General features: G+C 69.7%; 20 protein-coding genes and 1 other RNA gene. 12 read left to right on the top strand and 9 right to left on the bottom strand.

The annotated features are described in order from the left end of the window. Window positions 1–79: 79 nt before the first annotated feature. The 7 genes from PWG71_RS27970 to PWG71_RS27935 all read right to left on the bottom strand — a co-directional run bounded on the left by PWG71_RS27970 (window position 80) and on the right by PWG71_RS27935 (window position 3404). Window positions 80–265, bottom strand: a complete 186-nt coding sequence (locus PWG71_RS27970; protein ID WP_274813059.1) for a hypothetical protein — start codon at window positions 263–265, stop codon at window positions 80–82. Next, window positions 265–1482 carry a hypothetical protein gene (locus PWG71_RS27965; protein WP_274813058.1) on the bottom strand — a complete coding sequence of 406 codons (1218 nt, stop codon included), beginning with the start codon at window positions 1480–1482 and terminating at the stop codon, window positions 265–267. The genes PWG71_RS27970 and PWG71_RS27965 overlap by 1 nt, the downstream gene beginning before the upstream one ends. Next, window positions 1469–1681 (bottom strand): hypothetical protein, encoded by a 213-nt coding sequence (locus tag PWG71_RS27960; RefSeq protein WP_274813057.1) that lies wholly within the window; start codon window positions 1679–1681, stop codon window positions 1469–1471. Before PWG71_RS27960 ends, PWG71_RS27965 begins: the two co-directional genes overlap by 14 nt. A gap of 3 nt (window positions 1682–1684) precedes the next feature. After that, window positions 1685–2110, bottom strand: coding sequence for a hypothetical protein (locus PWG71_RS27955; RefSeq protein WP_274813056.1), 426 nt, complete (start codon window positions 2108–2110; stop codon window positions 1685–1687). A gap of 304 nt (window positions 2111–2414) precedes the next feature. Further along, on the bottom strand, window positions 2415–2609 hold the full coding sequence (locus tag PWG71_RS27945) for a hypothetical protein (RefSeq protein ID WP_274813052.1): 195 nt from the start codon (window positions 2607–2609) through the stop codon (window positions 2415–2417). Between the two features lie 91 nt (window positions 2610–2700). After that, window positions 2701–3105: a hypothetical protein gene (locus PWG71_RS27940; protein ID WP_274813050.1), complete on the bottom strand. Its 405-nt coding sequence runs from the start codon at window positions 3103–3105 to the stop codon at window positions 2701–2703. After that, entirely contained in the window at window positions 3105–3404 is a 300-nt protein-coding gene (locus PWG71_RS27935; RefSeq protein WP_274813049.1) for a WhiB family transcriptional regulator, read from the bottom strand. The genes PWG71_RS27940 and PWG71_RS27935 overlap by 1 nt, the downstream gene beginning before the upstream one ends. A gap of 176 nt (window positions 3405–3580) precedes the next feature. On the opposite strand from PWG71_RS27935, the gene PWG71_RS27930 reads away from it, so the two are divergent. Both PWG71_RS27930 and PWG71_RS27925 read left to right on the top strand, forming a co-directional pair. Beyond that, window positions 3581–4423, top strand: coding sequence for a GntR family transcriptional regulator (locus PWG71_RS27930; RefSeq protein ID WP_274813048.1), 843 nt, complete (start codon window positions 3581–3583; stop codon window positions 4421–4423). After that, entirely contained in the window at window positions 4420–5115 is a 696-nt protein-coding gene (locus PWG71_RS27925) for an HAD family hydrolase (protein ID WP_274813047.1), read from the top strand. Before PWG71_RS27930 ends, PWG71_RS27925 begins: the two co-directional genes overlap by 4 nt. 578 nt (window positions 5116–5693) lie before the next feature. Here PWG71_RS27925 and PWG71_RS27920 read toward each other — a convergent pair. Next, window positions 5694–6047 (bottom strand): hypothetical protein, encoded by a 354-nt coding sequence (locus tag PWG71_RS27920; protein ID WP_274813092.1) that lies wholly within the window; start codon window positions 6045–6047, stop codon window positions 5694–5696. Window positions 6048–6268: 221 nt separating this feature from the next. Between PWG71_RS27920 and PWG71_RS27915 the strand changes: the two genes are divergently transcribed. Together PWG71_RS27915 and PWG71_RS27910 are read left to right on the top strand one after the other, a co-directional pair. Further along, the gene (locus PWG71_RS27915) at window positions 6269–7603 is read left to right on the top strand and encodes an MFS transporter (RefSeq protein ID WP_274813046.1); all 1335 of its coding nucleotides are present in this window, start codon (window positions 6269–6271) and stop codon (window positions 7601–7603) included. A gap of 24 nt (window positions 7604–7627) precedes the next feature. Beyond that, window positions 7628–8347: a helix-turn-helix domain-containing protein gene (locus tag PWG71_RS27910; RefSeq protein ID WP_446725110.1), complete on the top strand. Its 720-nt coding sequence runs from the start codon at window positions 7628–7630 to the stop codon at window positions 8345–8347. A 151-nt stretch (window positions 8348–8498) separates the two neighbouring features. Here PWG71_RS27910 and PWG71_RS27905 read toward each other — a convergent pair whose 3' ends face one another. Beyond that, entirely contained in the window at window positions 8499–9377 is an 879-nt protein-coding gene (locus PWG71_RS27905; RefSeq protein WP_274813045.1) for a deoxyribonuclease IV, read from the bottom strand. Between the two features lie 279 nt (window positions 9378–9656). Between PWG71_RS27905 and PWG71_RS27900 the strand changes: the two genes are divergently transcribed. The 8 genes from PWG71_RS27900 (at window position 9657) to PWG71_RS27865 (ending at window position 15264) form a co-directional block, all read left to right on the top strand. Then, complete coding sequence (locus PWG71_RS27900) at window positions 9657–9872, top strand: hypothetical protein (RefSeq protein WP_274813044.1); 216 nt, start codon at window positions 9657–9659, stop codon at window positions 9870–9872. Next, entirely contained in the window at window positions 9863–10732 is an 870-nt protein-coding gene (locus tag PWG71_RS27895; protein ID WP_274813042.1) for a Nif3-like dinuclear metal center hexameric protein, read from the top strand. The genes PWG71_RS27900 and PWG71_RS27895 overlap by 10 nt, the downstream gene beginning before the upstream one ends. An 86-nt stretch (window positions 10733–10818) precedes the next feature. Then, a complete protein-coding gene (locus PWG71_RS27890; RefSeq protein ID WP_274813041.1) occupies window positions 10819–11565 on the top strand; it encodes a zinc ribbon domain-containing protein in 747 nt (248 codons plus the stop codon). Next, window positions 11562–12200, top strand: a complete 639-nt coding sequence (locus PWG71_RS27885; RefSeq protein WP_274813040.1) for a histidine phosphatase family protein — start codon at window positions 11562–11564, stop codon at window positions 12198–12200. The genes PWG71_RS27890 and PWG71_RS27885 overlap by 4 nt, the downstream gene beginning before the upstream one ends. Window positions 12201–12250: 50 nt before the next feature. Next, window positions 12251–12640, top strand: an RNA gene (rnpB, locus tag PWG71_RS27880) — RNase P RNA component class A. Between the two features lie 133 nt (window positions 12641–12773). Continuing rightward, window positions 12774–13115 carry a hypothetical protein gene (locus tag PWG71_RS27875; protein ID WP_274813039.1) on the top strand — a complete coding sequence of 114 codons (342 nt, stop codon included), beginning with the start codon at window positions 12774–12776 and terminating at the stop codon, window positions 13113–13115. 636 nt (window positions 13116–13751) lie between these two features. Beyond that, window positions 13752–13943: a hypothetical protein gene (locus tag PWG71_RS27870; protein ID WP_274813038.1), complete on the top strand. Its 192-nt coding sequence runs from the start codon at window positions 13752–13754 to the stop codon at window positions 13941–13943. Window positions 13944–14052: 109 nt separating this feature from the next. Next, a complete protein-coding gene (locus PWG71_RS27865) occupies window positions 14053–15264 on the top strand; it encodes a helix-turn-helix domain-containing protein (protein ID WP_274813037.1) in 1212 nt (403 codons plus the stop codon). Window positions 15265–15444: the final 180 nt, after the last annotated feature.

Here is a 15444-nt window from a genome sequence, read left to right as displayed (position 1 = left end):
GTCTCCTCACTGGTTCGCGCTGGTGGGGGTGGGGCGGCGGTCGGATTCTTGGCGGGATCGGGGCCGCCGCCCCGCTGGGTCATTCCTGGTGGGTGACGGCGTGGTCCTCGCGCAGGGCCGACACGAACTCGCGTTCTTCGACGTACACGTCGGTGAACCATCCGCAGGTGCATCGGGCCTGGTAGAGGTAGCTGCCGTCCGCTAGGGCGTAGGGCTGGATGAAGGACTCCTCATCCCGGCGGGCGAAGAAGTTGAATAGGCCCATCAGGCGGCCTCCCCCTCTTCGAGGACGTCGACCACGCTCAGCTGGCCGGGGACGGTGGTCTCGGTGCGCTCCTGCTGGAGCGCCAAGACTCGCTTGGCCCTCTCGAACCCGACGCTGAGCGACTCCTGAACCGCCTTGACGGTCGGGCTCTCGGGAAGCTCCCGGGAGTCGATCCGGTCCTGGAGCTGCACTGCGAGGTCGAAGTCCGAGAGTCGGCGCGGCGAGACCCGCGAGTCGGTCTCGGGAGCCTTCTTCGCGGCGTCCGGGACCTTGGTGCCCTTGTCGGCACGCTCCTTTTGGGAGTCGGACGGGGCCGACTTCTGAGCCGGGCGTTTTGCCTGCTCACCGGTCGAACGTCGCGGCTTCCGAGGCGCCGGGAGAACGGCCGTGCGGCAGCACTCGGTGACGGTGAGCCGGGTCGCGCCAGCGGGCACCCGGAGAGCCATCTCCGGCGCTCGGGAGCGGTCGACGGGCTCGGCTTCGGGAGACTCCCGAACCGGCTCGCGGGAGTCGTACTCAGGCTCCTCGGCGTCCTCGTGGTCGACCAGCGACGGAGCTTCTGTACCGTCGTCCAACCGCCAGGGGTTGGCGTGGGTGACGCCGTCCTGAACCAGGCTGATGAGGTAGGCGGTCCCCGCGGCGCCGACCGGTCCCAGGGCGTGCCCGACCAAAGCGGCGAACGCCGCTCCGGACAGCTCCTCCGGCCAGTGCCCGGCGAAGTTCAGCAAGATGCTGGTCGCGAGGGCACCGAACTCGATGCGCACGGCACGCTCATCAAGGTCGCCGCCAGCGGATTGGAGCTGAGCACGGATGATGATGATCCCCGCGACGATCCCCAGAAGCGCCGGTTCGACCAACCAGGCCGCCAACGCGGCTGGACTGTCCTCCTCCAACCCCAGCAGAGTGACCATCCCGGCTTGCACACCGGCAGCGGACCAGGCCCCGAAGGCGACCAGCACGGGAATGAGCAACCCCAGGGCCATGGTGCGGGTATTGGCGATGCGCTGGGCGCGGGCCTCCCCAGACTGGTAGACGTCGTACCGGGTCCGGGCCTCCAGACCGGTCAGGCGGGCCTTGCGCTTGATGCGGTTGGCGCGGGCCTGGGCGCGGCGGGCGGCCCGCTTGGCAGAGACCTCCTCGCGGACCTTTGCCATGTCCTCACGGCGGGTGAGGCGTTCTCGGAGCTGTTCAGGGGTGGGTTCCTCAGCGGCGGTCACCGGTGCCACCTCCTCGGGGGTGGTCGACGGCGGGCGGGAACAACGGGGTGGCGGCAAGGTCGGCGGCCCTGTCCAAGGCGAGAGCGGCACCGGCCAGCGGGAGCGCGGCCAGCCGGAGCACGATCACGGCCAGGGCCAGCAGCAGCACCACGAACAGGGCGAGAAGGCCGGTGTTCTGGATCATCTGCGTGGTGGTCACCGGTCAGCCCTCCTTGAGCCACCGGGTGGGCGGCAGGTCCGGTCCGAGAGTGACGGTGATCCGGTCGGTGTGCTGGGCAGCGATCACCAGCGCGGTCGCCACGGCGGCGGTGTTGGTGGCGTCCAACCCGACCACGCAGGTCAGGTCCACGGGGGTGCCCAGCGCCAGGGACAGCGCGATGCGCAGCACCGACACGGCGGAGGAGGACGCGGGGAAGGTGTTCTCGTCCAGGGCGGCGTGGACCTGGTCCCAGTGGATCGCGGTCAAGGACCGGCCCTCGGCGTCGAAGTACGGTTCCAGGTACCGCTGGAAGTCACGGCGCATCAGCCACTCGCCGTGGGTGATGAGCAGTTCCACGGCGGCCCGGTCGACGGAGAACCCCGAAGCCCAGGCCCGAAGGCCCTCGTAGGTGCTGTTCTGGTTCGTCATACTGGTGATGCCTCCTTGTTGGGGTGGCGGCCCCGGCGGGTGCTGGCAGGTACGAGCCGGGGCCGCGTTGTGTGTGGGTGGGGGTCAGCCGCCGTACACGGCCATCAGGACGATGCCGATCAGGACGGCCGGGGCCAGGACGAAGAGACCGACGGCGCTGATGAAGTGCTCGAAGTCCATGGGGTTGCTCCTGTTCAGTGGTTGTTGTGGGGGTGGCTGTCGGCTGGGCTGGAGGGGTCGTAATAGACCCCGCAGGTCGGGCAGCGCAGGTTCACCAGGCGGGCCATGAGACGGACCAGACGGGTCATCGTCGCCTCCCCGTGCGAGCCGTGCGGCGGGTACGGGCCACGGTCTTCGGTCCCAGCGCGGTGCGGATCCGGCGGACGGCCTTACGACGGTGGGAGTCCACCGCCTTGCGGGCCTTCGTGGCCTGGGTGGCGGCACCGGAGACGGCCAGCAGCACCACGGCGGTCAAAGCGAGAGCGGTCAGAGCGGTCATCGGAGTGGGTCTCCTTGCTGGAACGGTCGGCCTCGGCGGGTCGTGCTTGGCGGCTATACGTCGGGGCCGACCAGGTCGGTCGTGCGGGGGATCAGATGCGGCCGGTGGCCACCCACCGCTCGTGGCGGGCGTCCTCCGCTTCCTTCGCGGCCCGACGGCGGGCCTCTCCCGCCGTCTTGTGGCTGTGCAGGATGACCTGGCCCTCGGTGAGGGTCGTCTTGATCTCGTCATCGGTGAGCCCGTACCGGCACCGGAGAAGGTCTTCGATCCGGTGCAGCCCGATGTCCAGGGACGCGATGGTCTTCTCTCCATCGACGGTGATCTGGTAGGGGCCCCACGTGATGGTCGGGGTCTCGAAGGCGCCCACCGGGAGCGACGCGAGCATCTGCGTTTGCTGCATCAGCTCGGTGTCCTGGTTGATGAAGGAGCGGGTCGCCAGGCGGGACACCGCCCGGTCTCGGCGGGCGTTGAGCGTGTCGGAGTGAACGGGGCTCATCAGGCGGCCTTCCGGTAGCGGAGTTCGTCGACGGTCAGCCCGGCCCAGATGCCGGCGGTGGGGGACTCCCGCAGGGCCAGTTCCAGGCACAGGGACCGGGCGGGGCATCCGGCGCACAGGACCCGGGCGGAGCGGATCCGCAGCTTCTTCGCGGTCTTGGTCTCGCCCTCGTTGCTGGCGCTGGTGTCGGGCTCGAAGAACAGGGCGGTGTTGACCGGGTCGGCGCACGGGGTGCCGGCGGCGCTGATCGCGGCGTATAGCTGCCCGGTGGGCAGGTAACGCAGGTCGTCGGGGCGCACAGAACCTCCTTCAGGCATGAGGAATAAGGGCTGTTCAGGGCCCTGCTGGTGGCTACGAAGCAGGAACTTGATCAGGCTTGCTAGTCACCTAGCTTGGCTAGCCAAGCTAGGCCAGTCAAGAGGGTTGCGGAATTTTCTTTCTAGGCTGCCTAGCCAGGCTCCCTTAGGCTGGTGGCATGAGCATTGACCCGGAAGACCCCCGTCCGCCGTTTCAGCAGGTAGCCGCCTCATTGAGGGCTGCCATCCTTACCCGGAAGCTAGAGCCGGGTAACCAGTTGCCCTCTGGTGCCGAACTCGCCAAGGCCTACGGCGTGGCTCGGATGACCATTCAGCAAGCCATCCGCCTACTGCGGGACGAAGGGTTGGTAGTCTCCCAGCAGGGCCGCGGCGTCTTTGTTCGTGAGCGCACATCCCGGCCAGTGGGGCTGCGTCCCCACATCGAACGGGCGTTCTCGGCCAAGAACGTGACCATCGACTTCGCGGGTTTCGGGGGCGAGACCCTGCATGGCGCCCTCCAAGAGCCACTGGACAAGGTGCGGGAAGGGCGACTGTCGCCGGAGAGCGTCAGGATCCGCATCCTGGTTCCTGATCTCTCGGCTCCGATGGGGCTGCCGGTCCGAGCGGACACCTTGTCCGATGACCCCGAAGTGCGTAAACGGATGCGCCGGATCATGCTCCGCTACACCCAGGGGATCGAAGACGTGGTGCACGAGCTTGAGAACCTAGGGCTTGTTCAGAGTGCCACGGTGAAAACTCGTGTCTACTCCGTCGCTCCGATGTTCAAGCTGTACATCATCAATAGTCAGGAAGCGTTCTTCGGCTACTACCCGGTCAAAGAGAACACTGTTCCCATTGGCAAGGAGAAGGTTGAAATTTTCGACCTTATGGGGAGGGATGCCACTCTCTTCCATCACGCCGCTGATGAGGATTCAGAATCGATGGGATCGCAGTACATTGCACAGTCCCAGATGTGGTTCGACAGCATTTGGGAAAACGTCTCCCGGGAGCGTGAGGAATGACCCCTGAGGAAGAGAACGTCATCCGCCGCTGCCGCGCGGTTCTGCTCGACTTCGACGGCCCTGTCTGCGATGCCTTCGCCGGTTACCCGGCTCCCCGGGTAGCTCGTGACATGGTTTCCAGGGCTGTCGATGCCGGAGTCTCCGTTCCCTTGGAAATCAAAGAAGAGACGGATCCCATGGAAGTACTCAGGGGTCTTTTCAAGATCGCATCCGAGTGGCATTCCGAGGCTGAGCGAGTACTCCGGGAAGCGGAGACCGTATCCGTCACTGAGGCATCCCCGACATCGGGAGCGATTGAATTCATGGAAGCGTGCCGAGAGACCGGGCGGCCCTTGGCAGTGGTCAGCAATAATTCCCCGGAAGCGGTGAATGCCTTCCTGGGCAAGCACGGACTTGCCTCGCTCACCTTGGGGGTCTTCGGTCGGTCCCGGTTGTCGCCGGAACTGATGAAGCCGCACCCCCACCTTCTTGAGGCCGCGCTTGAAGGGTTGTCCGCGGCCCCGGGCGACTGCCTCATGGTGGGCGACTCGGCGACCGACATCGAAGTGGCCAAGGTGATGGGGGTCCCCGTAGCGGGCTACGCGAACAAGGCCGGCAAGGCGGAGCGCTTCCGCGCTCTCGGGAGCGATGTCGTCACCGAGGACATGGCGGAACTCGCCACGCAGCTACGGGCGGCCGGTCCGCTCACATGAACTGGTCACCTTCGGGCAGGTTCAGGGGTGTCCCTGGTGTCCGACTGTCCGATTAATCTTCTGACCAGCAAAAACGACTAGGACACCCCCGACACCCCAGTGTCCGACTGTCCGATTGAGGGGCTGAAACACCCCGGGGTGTTCCAGCACACCACCGATCACGCCGCGACCCGTCACATGTGCTCAGTGTTGCAAGGGTCGGCGCCCTCAGATGCCTACAGGCGGGCGACCACGATCGCCCGAAGGAATCCCATCGTGGCTGGAAGCCGACGGCTCACAGGGCTTCTGAAGCGCTCGAACCGGAAGCCGACGGCGATGGACAGCCGCAGCATTCCGTGGACGTCCGTGGACGGTTGAAAGCGACACCCATCAGTCGGGGACGCCTCCTGCGGAGCGGCGAACATCGACTTCGGCGAAGAAGGAGGGGGCCAGACGCTGTCTGCGTCTGGCCCCCTTGGGGTTTCGGGGTGCGCTGATCTGGTACTTCACTCTTCCAATGGGTGCCTAGCAGGGTGCCTAACCCGGACGGACGCCCATGGACGCAGCCGGACGCGGGTGGATTTCCAGGCCCGAACAAGTCAGGAACCGCTGCCTTCAGCGAGGTCAGGAGCGTAGTACTCATCCAGCGGGATGGGCCCGCGGTAGCCCTGGCACATGCACTGGCGGTAGGTGGAGCTCTGGGAGCCGGTCCAACGGCCCGGGATGACCACCTGGGTCTGGCACTTCTTGGTCTGCTGGTCGTGGAAGACGAGATGGTGGCCGCAGCCGCACAGGGGCTGGGGCGCTCGATCGCCGCCTCCCAGAGCGCGGCTCTGCTCCTGCCTGCGCTGTTGTGCCAGGGCCTCCTTGGTCTGGCGCCTGGTGACCAGGCGTCCGGCCACGAAGCCGCCGAGCGCGATCACCGCACCGAGCACCATGGAGAACGGATCCATCCGTGACCACCTCTTCTCGTCCATCCGCGGGTCCGCGGCCGCGCGGGGTCCCGTTCCATTGTCGCCCATTCACTCCTGGGACGACGGAGGGGAACCGGGAGTTCCCCTTCACCGTGCGCGTCCGCCCGACCCCGGAGGGTTTCGCGGGGATTTCTTTGCAGGGATCTCTTTGCAAAGAGATCTTCGGCGTAGGTTCGGGTCACCCCGAGAAGGAGACCACGATGACCTCCGCGCCCCCCGATACCCCCGCCCGCACCGACCGCCTCGGCGGTGCCTTCCACCGCCTGCTGGCCGCCTGCGGGCTCGCCAACCTCGGCGACGGCATGCTCTCCACCGCGTTGCCGCTGATCGCGGCCACCCTCACCCACGACCCGTTGGCCGTGTCCGGGCTGCTCGCGGCCCGCTTCCTGCCCTGGCTGTTGATCGCCCCCCTCTCCGGGGTGCTCCTGGACCGGGTCGACCGGCTGCGCGCCATGACCGTGGCCAACGCGGTCGCCGCCGTCGCCGTCGTGCTGCTGGCCGTCACCGTCGCCACCGGTCGGGTCGAGATGTGGATCCTGTACGCGGTCCTGTTCACGGTGATCACCTGCGAGACCGTCTCGGACCCGGCGGCCGGGATCAGCGTGGTCCGCTTGGTGCCGGCGCGGCTCCTGGACCGCGCCAACGGCCGGTTGGAGGGGCTGCGCCTGGTCGCCCAGGACTGCCTGGCCAAACCGGTGGCCGGGCTGCTGTTCGCCGCCGCCGCCCTGCTCCCGGTGGTCGGGGCCGCCCTGTCCTACGCCCTGTGCGCGGTACTCGTGCTCACCGTCGTCCTGCTGCTGCGCCGTCGGCCCGACCCGGACGGCGGGACGACCGCCGACGTCCCGTCCGACGGGGTGTGGCGCTCACTGCGCGAAGGGCTGGGCCACGTGTTCGGCGACCGCCTCATCCGCAGGATGATGTTCGCCAACGCGGGGACCATGGCGGGCATGCAGATGGGCACCGCGGTGATGGTGCTGCACGTCCAGCAGGTGCTGGAGGTGCCCGTCGCCCTCTACGGGGTGTTCATGGCCGCCATCGCCGTCGGCGGGATCGCCGGTTCGGCGGTGGCGGCCCGACTGGTGCTCGCGATCGGTCGCCGCGCCGTGATGATGGGGGGCTACCTGGGGATGGGCTGCTCGCTGGTGGCGCTGGGGGTCACCGCCGACGCCCGGATCGCCGCCGCGGCCTGGGCCGTGAGCGGTGTCGCCATGACCGTCTCCAACATCGCCGGGTCGCTGTTCTTCCAGACCGTCGTCCCCGAACACCTGCGCGGCCGGGTCTCCACCGCCTTCCGCACCATCGGCTGGGGCCTGGCCCCGGGCGGGGCGCTCATCGGCGGTCTGCTGGGCCGGATCGACCTGGCCCTGCCCTACCTGGCGGGCGGCCTCGTCATGATCTGCACCGCCCTGCTCTTCCGGCGGACCATCGCCGAGTGCGCCCGCCTGTGCGACGAGGCCGCCGCCCGTCTCACCGGCCGCTTCCGAGGGCGAGAGGACGACGCCGATGCCGCCGCGCCCGTTGGCCCACTACCGTGAACCCGAACGAGAAGAGGAGGAGGGGTGTTCCCTCCCCGCCGTGAAGGGCGGGGCCTCGCACCCCGCGACCAGATGACCGACGACGCCCGGACCTCCGAAGACGAGGACGCCTTCCCCCGGGAGGGCGAGCCGATGCAGATCGACGAGCAGGCGCTGCGCGGCCTGGCCCACCCGCTGCGCGGCCGCATCCTGGAGGAGTTGACGCGCAACGGCCCCGCCACCGCCACCATCCTCGGCGGGCGACTGGGGGAGAGCAGCGGCTCCACCAGCTACCACCTGCGCCAGCTGTCCCGGTACGGGTTCATCGACGCCGCCCCGGGCCGCACCGGGGGTCGGGAGCGGTGGTGGCGCGTCCGGCCGGGGGGCTGGCACATGAGGGGGCACGCCTTCCTGGCCGACCCGCGCACCCGTCCGGCGGCGGAACTGGTCCTGGACCGTTACCACCACCAGCGTCAGGAGCACTTCCAGGACTGGCTGGACCTGGTCCGCGAACGCCCCGACGCCCCGGACGTGCGCCGGTGGAAGGACGCCGCCGGCGACTCGCTGACGCACGCCCGGATGACCCCCGGGGAACTGGGGGAGTTCACCGAGGCGCTCTACGCGTTCCTGCGCGACTGGGCACGGCGCTTCGAGGGTCGCACCCCGGAGAGCCACCCCGGGACCGAGAGCGTCGAGGTGCAGTTCAACGTGTTCCCCGTGCTGCCGACGCTGGGAGAGCGCGAGGAGGACGACCGGACGGATTGACCCGGGGCGACGCCCCGGTGCGGTGGGTCCGATCGACGCCTTCCGGTGCGCGAACGCGCGGGCGGGGCGGCCCGCGTCGCCGAGCGCGGGTCGGTGGCCTCGCGGTGCCGTCACCGGTGCGCGAACGCGCGGGTCGGGGCGGTGGGTCGGTTCACCCGTCCCGGAGCTTCTTCAGGGTGGCGACGTCGGCGGCGTGCGGTCCGGCCGGGCCGGGGGTCTCCACCACGATCGGCACCCCGGCGCTCACCGGGTGGACGAACAGCTCCCCGAAGGCGTCGGCGCCGATGCACCCGGCCCCGATGTTCTCGTGCCGGTCCTTGTTGCTGCCGCACGGCGCCTTGGAGTCGTTGCCGTGGACCAGCCGCAGCCGCTCGGCGCCCACGACCTCGCCGAACCGGTCCAGCGCGGCACGCATCCCCTCGCGGGTGGAGATGTCGTGACCGGCGGCGAACAGGTGGGCGGTGTCCAGGCACACGCCCACGTTCGGGTGCCAGGCCAGGGCCTCGAAGTAGGGCACCAGGTCGTCGACGGTGGCGCACAGCACCTGGCCCTGGCCGGCCATCGGTTCCAGCAGTACCGGCGGGACCTCCCCGCCCAGGCGATCCAGCAGGGGCAGCAGCCGTTCCCGCGTGCGGAGCAGCCCCGCCTCCCGGCCTCCCGACACCGCCGAACCGGTGTGCACGACCACGCCACGCGCGCCGATCGCGGCAGCCCGGCGCAGCGCGTGCTCCAGGGAGACCACCGACTTGGCGGCCACCTCCTCGTGGGGGGTGCCCGGGTTGATCAGGTAGGGGGCGTGCACGAACACCGGCAGCCCGGCCTCGGCCCGCTCGCGCATCCGCGCGTCCTGGGCGGGGTCACCACCGTTGGTCGCCCAGCCGCGCGGGTTGGACACGAACACCTGGACGGTCTCGGCGCCGATCTCCTCGGCGTAGGCCAACCCCTTGTCGGCCATACCGCCGGCGACCGGGACGTGCGCGCCGACCGGGGACGGGGGGCCCTGGGGGTGGGTGTGCTGCGTGGTACTCATCGATCGACCAGCTTAGAGCCTGTCCGATGACGGTCCGACCCGGCCGACCGAGGCGGCTCCACCAGGGCGGGGCCCTGTTCGGCCGGTCCCGAACAGGGCACCGCCACCCGGGTCGGCGGGTGGCCTCGCGGGTGTGGATCGCGTCGACGGCGTCCGCGCCACCCGCGACCGGTTCGATCCCCGCGACCTGTCCGACCCGGTCTGTCACCTGCCCGACCGGGTCGCCGAGGCGACCCACGCCCACACGGTGCGGCTCACCGTGGAACCGGCCGCCCCGAGGTGCGCGCCCGCCTGTACGGCCCGTTCCCCTGGCGGGCCGAACCCGTGGGGGAGCGCGGGTGCCGGATCCGCGTCAGCGCCGACTCCCCGCAACCGGTCGTCCGGTACACGGCGGCCGTGGTGTGCCCGGACACGGAGGCCACCGTCGAGCGGGCTCCGCCCGAGATCGCCGAACGCCCGCCCCGGGCCGGGAGGGCGCTACTCTCGTGCCCGTGAGCACCCAGACCGAACACCCCGCACTCGCCGACGTCGTCGCCGCCTTCGAAGAGGTCTATCCGCCCTCATGGGCGGCCTCCTGGGACCGTGTGGGGCTGGCGGTCGGCGACCCAGCCGACCGGGTCGCCAAGGTCCTGTTCGCGGTCGACCCCGTCGAGGCCGTCATCGACGAGGCGGTCACCTGGGGGGCGGATCTGATCGTCACGCACCACCCACTGATGTTGCGGGGGGTGCACAGCGTCGCCGTGAACACCCCCAAGGGGCGGATCGCCCACCGGCTCATCCGGGCCGGCATCGCCCTGTACACCGCGCACACCAACGCCGACACCGCCGCTCCGGGGGTGTCCGACGCCCTGGCCCGGGCGGTCGGCGTCACCGGGCCGCTGCGTCCCCTGGAACCCGACACCGCCGACCCCGAAGGACGGCGGGGCATCGGCCGGATCGGTGGGCTGGACGGCCCGATGACGCTGCGCGACTTCGCCGCCGGGGTAGCCCGGGGCCTGCCCGCCACCGCGCCCGGCGTCCGGGTCGCCGGTGACCTCGACCGCATCGTCACCACCGTCGCCGTGTCGGGCGGGGCGGGAGACTCCCTCCTCGGAGCGGTCCGCGCCGCGGGTGTGGACGTCTTCGTCACCTCCGACCTGCGTCATCACCCCGCGTCGGAGTTCCTGGAGGAGCCGAACGCGCCCGCCCTGATCGACACCCCGCATTTCGCGAGCGAGTGGCCCTGGCTCTCGGACGGTGCGGCGGCCCTGACGGACTCCCTCGTGCGCCGCCTCGGCCCGGATGGGGCTAACGTGGAGACCCGTGTGTCCACGACGGTGACGGACGCCTGGTCACAGGCGATTCCGCCGGCCTGACACCAGCCCGCCGTCGGGCACCCCATCGAACTGCACAGAGTGAGGGCGCGGACGGCGCCAGCCTTTCCGACCAGCCAGGAGAACACGTGAAAGCCGAACCCGCCGCGCAGGCCAGACTGCTCGACCTGCAAGAGCTGGACCTCGAACTCCAGCGCTTGGAGCACCGCGTGGTGAGCCTGCCCGAGGTCGCCGAGGCGACCCGGCTCGCCGAACTCGCCGACCGGCTCGACAGCGAGCTGATCGCCGCGCAGACCCACCTGTCCGACGCCGAGCGCGCCCAGCGCAAGGCCGAGTCCGACGTCGACCAGGTGCGCTCCCGCGCCGCCCGTGACACCGAACGCCTGGAGTCGGGGCGCATCTCCAGCGGCAAGGAGTTGCAGAACCTCCAGTCGGAGATCGCCTCCCTGGGCCGCCGCCAGGCCGAACTGGAGGAGATCGTGCTGGAGGTGATGGAGCAGGTCGAGACGCTCTCCGCCGAGGTCGTCCGACTGACCGCCGCCGCCCATGACACCCGCGTCGAGTACACCGAGGTGATCGCCCGCCGCGACACCGCGACCGCCCAGATCGTCATGGACCGGTCCCGCGTGACGGAGAACCGGAACCGGGTCGCGGGAGACGTTCCCGAGCCCCTGCTGTCCCTGTACGACAAGCTGCGCGCCCAGTACGGCGGCGTGGCCGCCGCGCCGCTGCGCTACGGGCGTTGCGACGGCTGCAAGCTGGTGCTGAGCCCGGCCGAACTCGGGGAGATCCGCTCCGCGGCCCCCGACGAGGTGGTGCGCTGCGAGGAGTGCCGTCGCATCCTGGTCCGTGTCGAGGAGCCCGAGAACCGATGAGATCCGGTTGGGGTGCGCCCGACACCTCGCCGACCCGACTGCTGCTGTTGCGCCACGGGCAGACGCCCCTGTCCGTGGAGCGTCGCTTCGCCGGTCGGGGCGACATCCCCCTGACCGCCCAGGGCCGCGTCCAGGCCGAGGCGGTCGCCCGAAGGCTGGCCGCCCGGACGATCGACGCGGTGGTCTCCTCGCCGCTGGAGCGCACCCTGCGCACCGCGGACTTCGCCGCGAAGGCGCTGGGGCTGCCGGTGGAGATCGAGGACGGGTTCGTGGAGACCGACTTCGGCGACTGGGAGGGGATGACCTTCGCCGAGGCCCGGATCCACGCGCCGGAGGCGGTCGACCGGTGGGTGTCCGACCCCGAGGTCGGTCCGCCCGGCGGGGAGAGCTTCGCCGCGGTGGCCCGTCGGGTGGGTGCCGCCCGTGACGCCCTGGTGTCCCGTCACCGGGGGCGCACGGTGCTGGTGGTCACCCACGTCACCCCCATCAAGGTGCTGGTCCAGCAGGCCCTGACGGCGCCGCTGTCCGCCCTGTACCGGATGCACCTGGACACCGCGGCCCTCACCGAGGTGGACGTCTACGCCGACGGTCCCATGGTGATGCGGTCCTTCAACGACACCGCCCACCTGGCCTGAACCGCCGGTGGCCCGGGCCCGGGTCACCGGCGGTAGACTCTCCGGCGAGGGGAGTCGGCCAGGCGGTCGCGGACCGCGCCGGGTGCGCGGGTTCGAGGAAAGTCCGGACTCCACAGGGCAGGGTGGTCGGTAACACCGACCCGGGGTGACCCGCGGGACAGTGCCACAGAGAACAGACCGCCACCGCTCACGCGGTGGTAAGGGTGAAACGGTGGTGTAAGAGACCACCAGCGGCCGGAGCGATCCGGCCGGCTCGGTAAACCCCACCCGGAGCAAGGTCAAAAAGGGGATCTTCGGATCTCCGCGCGGATGATCGAGGGCGGCCCGCCCGAGTCCGCGGGTAGACCGCACCGAGGTCGTCGGCAACGGCGATCCCAGATGGATGACCGCCCGGTCCGTTCACGGACCGACAGAATCCGGCTTACCGGCCGACTCCCCTCCTCTCAAGTCTTCGACCTGCGCCGCAGCGCGGAGGAGTCGACCGTGTTCCGGTTCCGTTCCGGATGAGTCGGGCGTCGGGCCTCCGGTGGATATCCCGGTGTGTCCGTGCCTGAGCAGTGGCAGTCTGTCTCCATGGCATACCAACTGCGTGAACACGCGGGCCGGCACTACGCCATCCAGTTGCATTACGCCCTGCCCGACGATTCTTGGGCTGTGGAACTGAGCGAAGCCCAGCCGAGACCGGGCCCCGTGCCCGAAGCCCTCGACGAGGTGTCCTGCATCCCCGGAAAGGCCTTCCTTGTGGCGTTCGTTCCTGACGAGGATCCGGCGCTGGAACCGACCGTCCATATCCACGGCCATGACGATCAGGTCATCCCCTACGAGATCATGCGTTGGTTCATGGAGGTGACAACGGGCGAGGCGGAGCGCTGCCGGGCCACGTCGGTGGAGAAGGACTCCGAAGCGACGGGCTGATGCCATCGCGGCCTCCGCGGGCACGGCCGCGAAGCGTCAGTGATTCCAGGCGGATGGCCATCGGGTCTTTTCGGAACGGCGGACTTCGGTATCCGGGTCGACCGGGGGAGTACAGGAACAAGTCGAGCGTGCCCCGCCCGCGTTCCTCGTGATCGGGGAACAAGTCTCCGTAGATGGCGAACTTCCGTGATGGAGGCGTGCGCCCATAGGGTGCTGAATCGCTTTAGGGGTCGTTCTCGCGCAGCATGAAAGTGCCGCGGGCCGTGGAAACAGTCACCTTCGAGGAGTCACCCTCGGCCATCGCAGTGGACCACATCCATTTGGACGCCGACTTTTCGGCCTCTGCCTTCCAGGTGCGGGGGCAGTCCCAACGCGGCAGCGTGGGACCTCGTGTCGGCCGATCCCTTTGGCTCATCCGTTCCCACGCCCTGTGCGTGTCCGGAGTCGGATGATGAGGAGTTTCCTTACATCTTGAAGCCCGCACCTGCGGTGCGGGAGGGCTTTGGTGGCGTTCGGGCTTTAGGCACCTCCCCGGGGCAGAATGCTCCTGAACCACCGTCACGGCAGCCGTTCGTGCTGGGCGGTGAGGGCGTGCCGTCCTCGTGCCGGTGGGGTGCCGACGGCTCCCGGGAGGTGATGACGGTATTGCTCAACGACGCCAGGGGTGACAACGGCGAGACGGCCACGGGCGACCGTGCCGCCGCGCGGCGGGTGTCCCATGCTGCTCTTGCTGATGGGGTGCGGTTGACCGGTCGGGAGCTCGCCGGACGGTTCGGGTGCACGGAGCGGCGGGGCTGCGACCGGAACCGCTGTTACCAGAGCGGGTGACGCCCAAGGCGTGAACGGGGCTGGCCCTATTGTCGTTCCCGCTTGACTCCTGACAAAGGGGAAAGCCCCGCCCTACTCTGAGAGTGCGACCAATCAGGAAGGCGGGGCCATGCCTGTTCAGGATACCGAGGAGACCACCGGCCAACGAGTCGCCCGGCTGCGCAAGCTCCGCGGCTTCACACAACACGGGCTCGCCTCCCGGAGCCACGTGTCACGGAGCTTGATCGCCAAGGTCGAGAGCGGCCACAGCTTGGCCACCCCTGCGTTCATCGCCGCCGTCTCCACCGCGCTATCGGTGGACCCGACCGAGGTCTTCGGACAGCCCTACCGGGGTGACACCCCCGCCCGGGACCGTGTCCACGCGACCATCCCGGAGGTTCGGCGCGCGCTCGACGTCGTGGACGTCCCCCCGGAGTTGGGCGTGGAACCCCGCCCGGTGAGCCTCCTCGCCCGGGAGGTCGAGGCGTTGCGGTCGGCTTCCAAAGATGCCAAACACCTTCAGGTCGGTACCCGTCTCCCGGCCGTACTCTCCGAGCTTGCCGTGCACGCGCACACCAGCGGGGACCCTCGGGTGTGGCGGCACGTCAACGCCGCCCAGGCCCTGGCGGTGTCCCTCTCCCGACGCTTGGGCTACACCGATCTCGCGACATCGGCGATCAAGGACGCCGCGGCGAGTGCGGCCCGGGGCGACGATCCCAACCTTCCGGCCCTGGCCCAGCTCTCCCGCGCGCTCATGATGATGATGTACGGCTCATGGGTGGCCGGACTCCACCTCGTGCGTACCGCGGCTTCGGCCGTCGACCAGGACTCACCCCAAGCCCTCGCCGTCCACGGCGCCTTGCAGCTCCGTTCCGCTGTCCTGTCGGCGCGGGGCACCTCGACCGGCTCGACGACCGAGGGCGACGCCTGGGAGCACTTCGGGCAGGCGGAAGAGACCGCGCGCAAGCTCCCCAAGCGCGCCCAGGACTGGTACGCCTTGCAGTTCAACCCGGCGAACGTGCAGATCCACGGGTGCGCGGTCGCCGTGGAGATGGGCGACTACGACGAGGCCCTACGCCGGGACACCCTGATCTCCGAGCGGACGTTGGCCACGCTCCCGGCGGAGCGTCGGGCACACCACGACATCGACATGGCGCGCGCCCTGGTCGAGGTCGGAAAGCACGAGAAGGCGTTGGGACGACTGGTGACGGCGGAGCGTTCGGCACCGCAGATGACCCGGTACCACCCTTCGGCGCGGTCGGTGGCGGGGCACCTGGTCGACGTCCACCGGTCCATCCCGGAGCCGTTGCGCGGTCTGGCCAGGCGTATGCGGATCAGCTGATCCGAGTCAAGGACCCCGGTGTTCCAAAGCGGAACACCGGGGTCTTGTGCGCTCCGTAGCGTCGTCATCACCACGACTTCCCCCTGAGGTGAGCGATGATGACCGACCAGCACGCCAGAGAGCGTGCGGCCCTGCACGGGCACCCGTCCGCTATCGAGATCATCGCGGCCGACTACCCCG

The organism is Nocardiopsis sp. N85 (assembly GCF_028882275.1).
Lineage (GTDB): Bacteria > Actinomycetota > Actinomycetes > Streptosporangiales > Streptosporangiaceae > Nocardiopsis > Nocardiopsis lambiniae.
This window is presented reverse-complemented; position numbering and strand designations above follow the sequence as displayed.

What these genes read in the sequence shown, in the direction of transcription:
- PWG71_RS27875 (WP_274813039.1), top strand. Translation starts at nt 12,774, where the DNA reads ATGGCATACCAACTGCGTGAACACGCGGGCCGGCACTACGCCATCCAG.
- PWG71_RS27915 (WP_274813046.1), top strand. Translation starts at nt 6,269, where the DNA reads ATGACCTCCGCGCCCCCCGATACCCCCGCCCGCACCGACCGCCTCGGC.
- PWG71_RS27885 (WP_274813040.1), top strand. Translation starts at nt 11,562, where the DNA reads ATGAGATCCGGTTGGGGTGCGCCCGACACCTCGCCGACCCGACTGCTG.
- PWG71_RS27955 (WP_274813056.1), bottom strand. Translation starts at nt 2,110, where the DNA reads ATGACGAACCAGAACAGCACCTACGAGGGCCTTCGGGCCTGGGCTTCG.
- PWG71_RS27940 (WP_274813050.1), bottom strand. Translation starts at nt 3,105, where the DNA reads ATGAGCCCCGTTCACTCCGACACGCTCAACGCCCGCCGAGACCGGGCG.
- PWG71_RS27945 (WP_274813052.1), bottom strand. Translation starts at nt 2,609, where the DNA reads ATGACCGCTCTGACCGCTCTCGCTTTGACCGCCGTGGTGCTGCTGGCC.
- PWG71_RS27865 (WP_274813037.1), top strand. Translation starts at nt 14,053, where the DNA reads ATGCCTGTTCAGGATACCGAGGAGACCACCGGCCAACGAGTCGCCCGG.
- PWG71_RS27930 (WP_274813048.1), top strand. Translation starts at nt 3,581, where the DNA reads ATGAGCATTGACCCGGAAGACCCCCGTCCGCCGTTTCAGCAGGTAGCC.
- PWG71_RS27870 (WP_274813038.1), top strand. Translation starts at nt 13,752, where the DNA reads ATGACGGTATTGCTCAACGACGCCAGGGGTGACAACGGCGAGACGGCC.
- PWG71_RS27920 (WP_274813092.1), bottom strand. Translation starts at nt 6,047, where the DNA reads ATGGATCCGTTCTCCATGGTGCTCGGTGCGGTGATCGCGCTCGGCGGC.
- PWG71_RS27925 (WP_274813047.1), top strand. Translation starts at nt 4,420, where the DNA reads ATGACCCCTGAGGAAGAGAACGTCATCCGCCGCTGCCGCGCGGTTCTG.
- PWG71_RS27905 (WP_274813045.1), bottom strand. Translation starts at nt 9,377, where the DNA reads ATGAGTACCACGCAGCACACCCACCCCCAGGGCCCCCCGTCCCCGGTC.
- PWG71_RS27970 (WP_274813059.1), bottom strand. Translation starts at nt 265, where the DNA reads ATGGGCCTATTCAACTTCTTCGCCCGCCGGGATGAGGAGTCCTTCATC.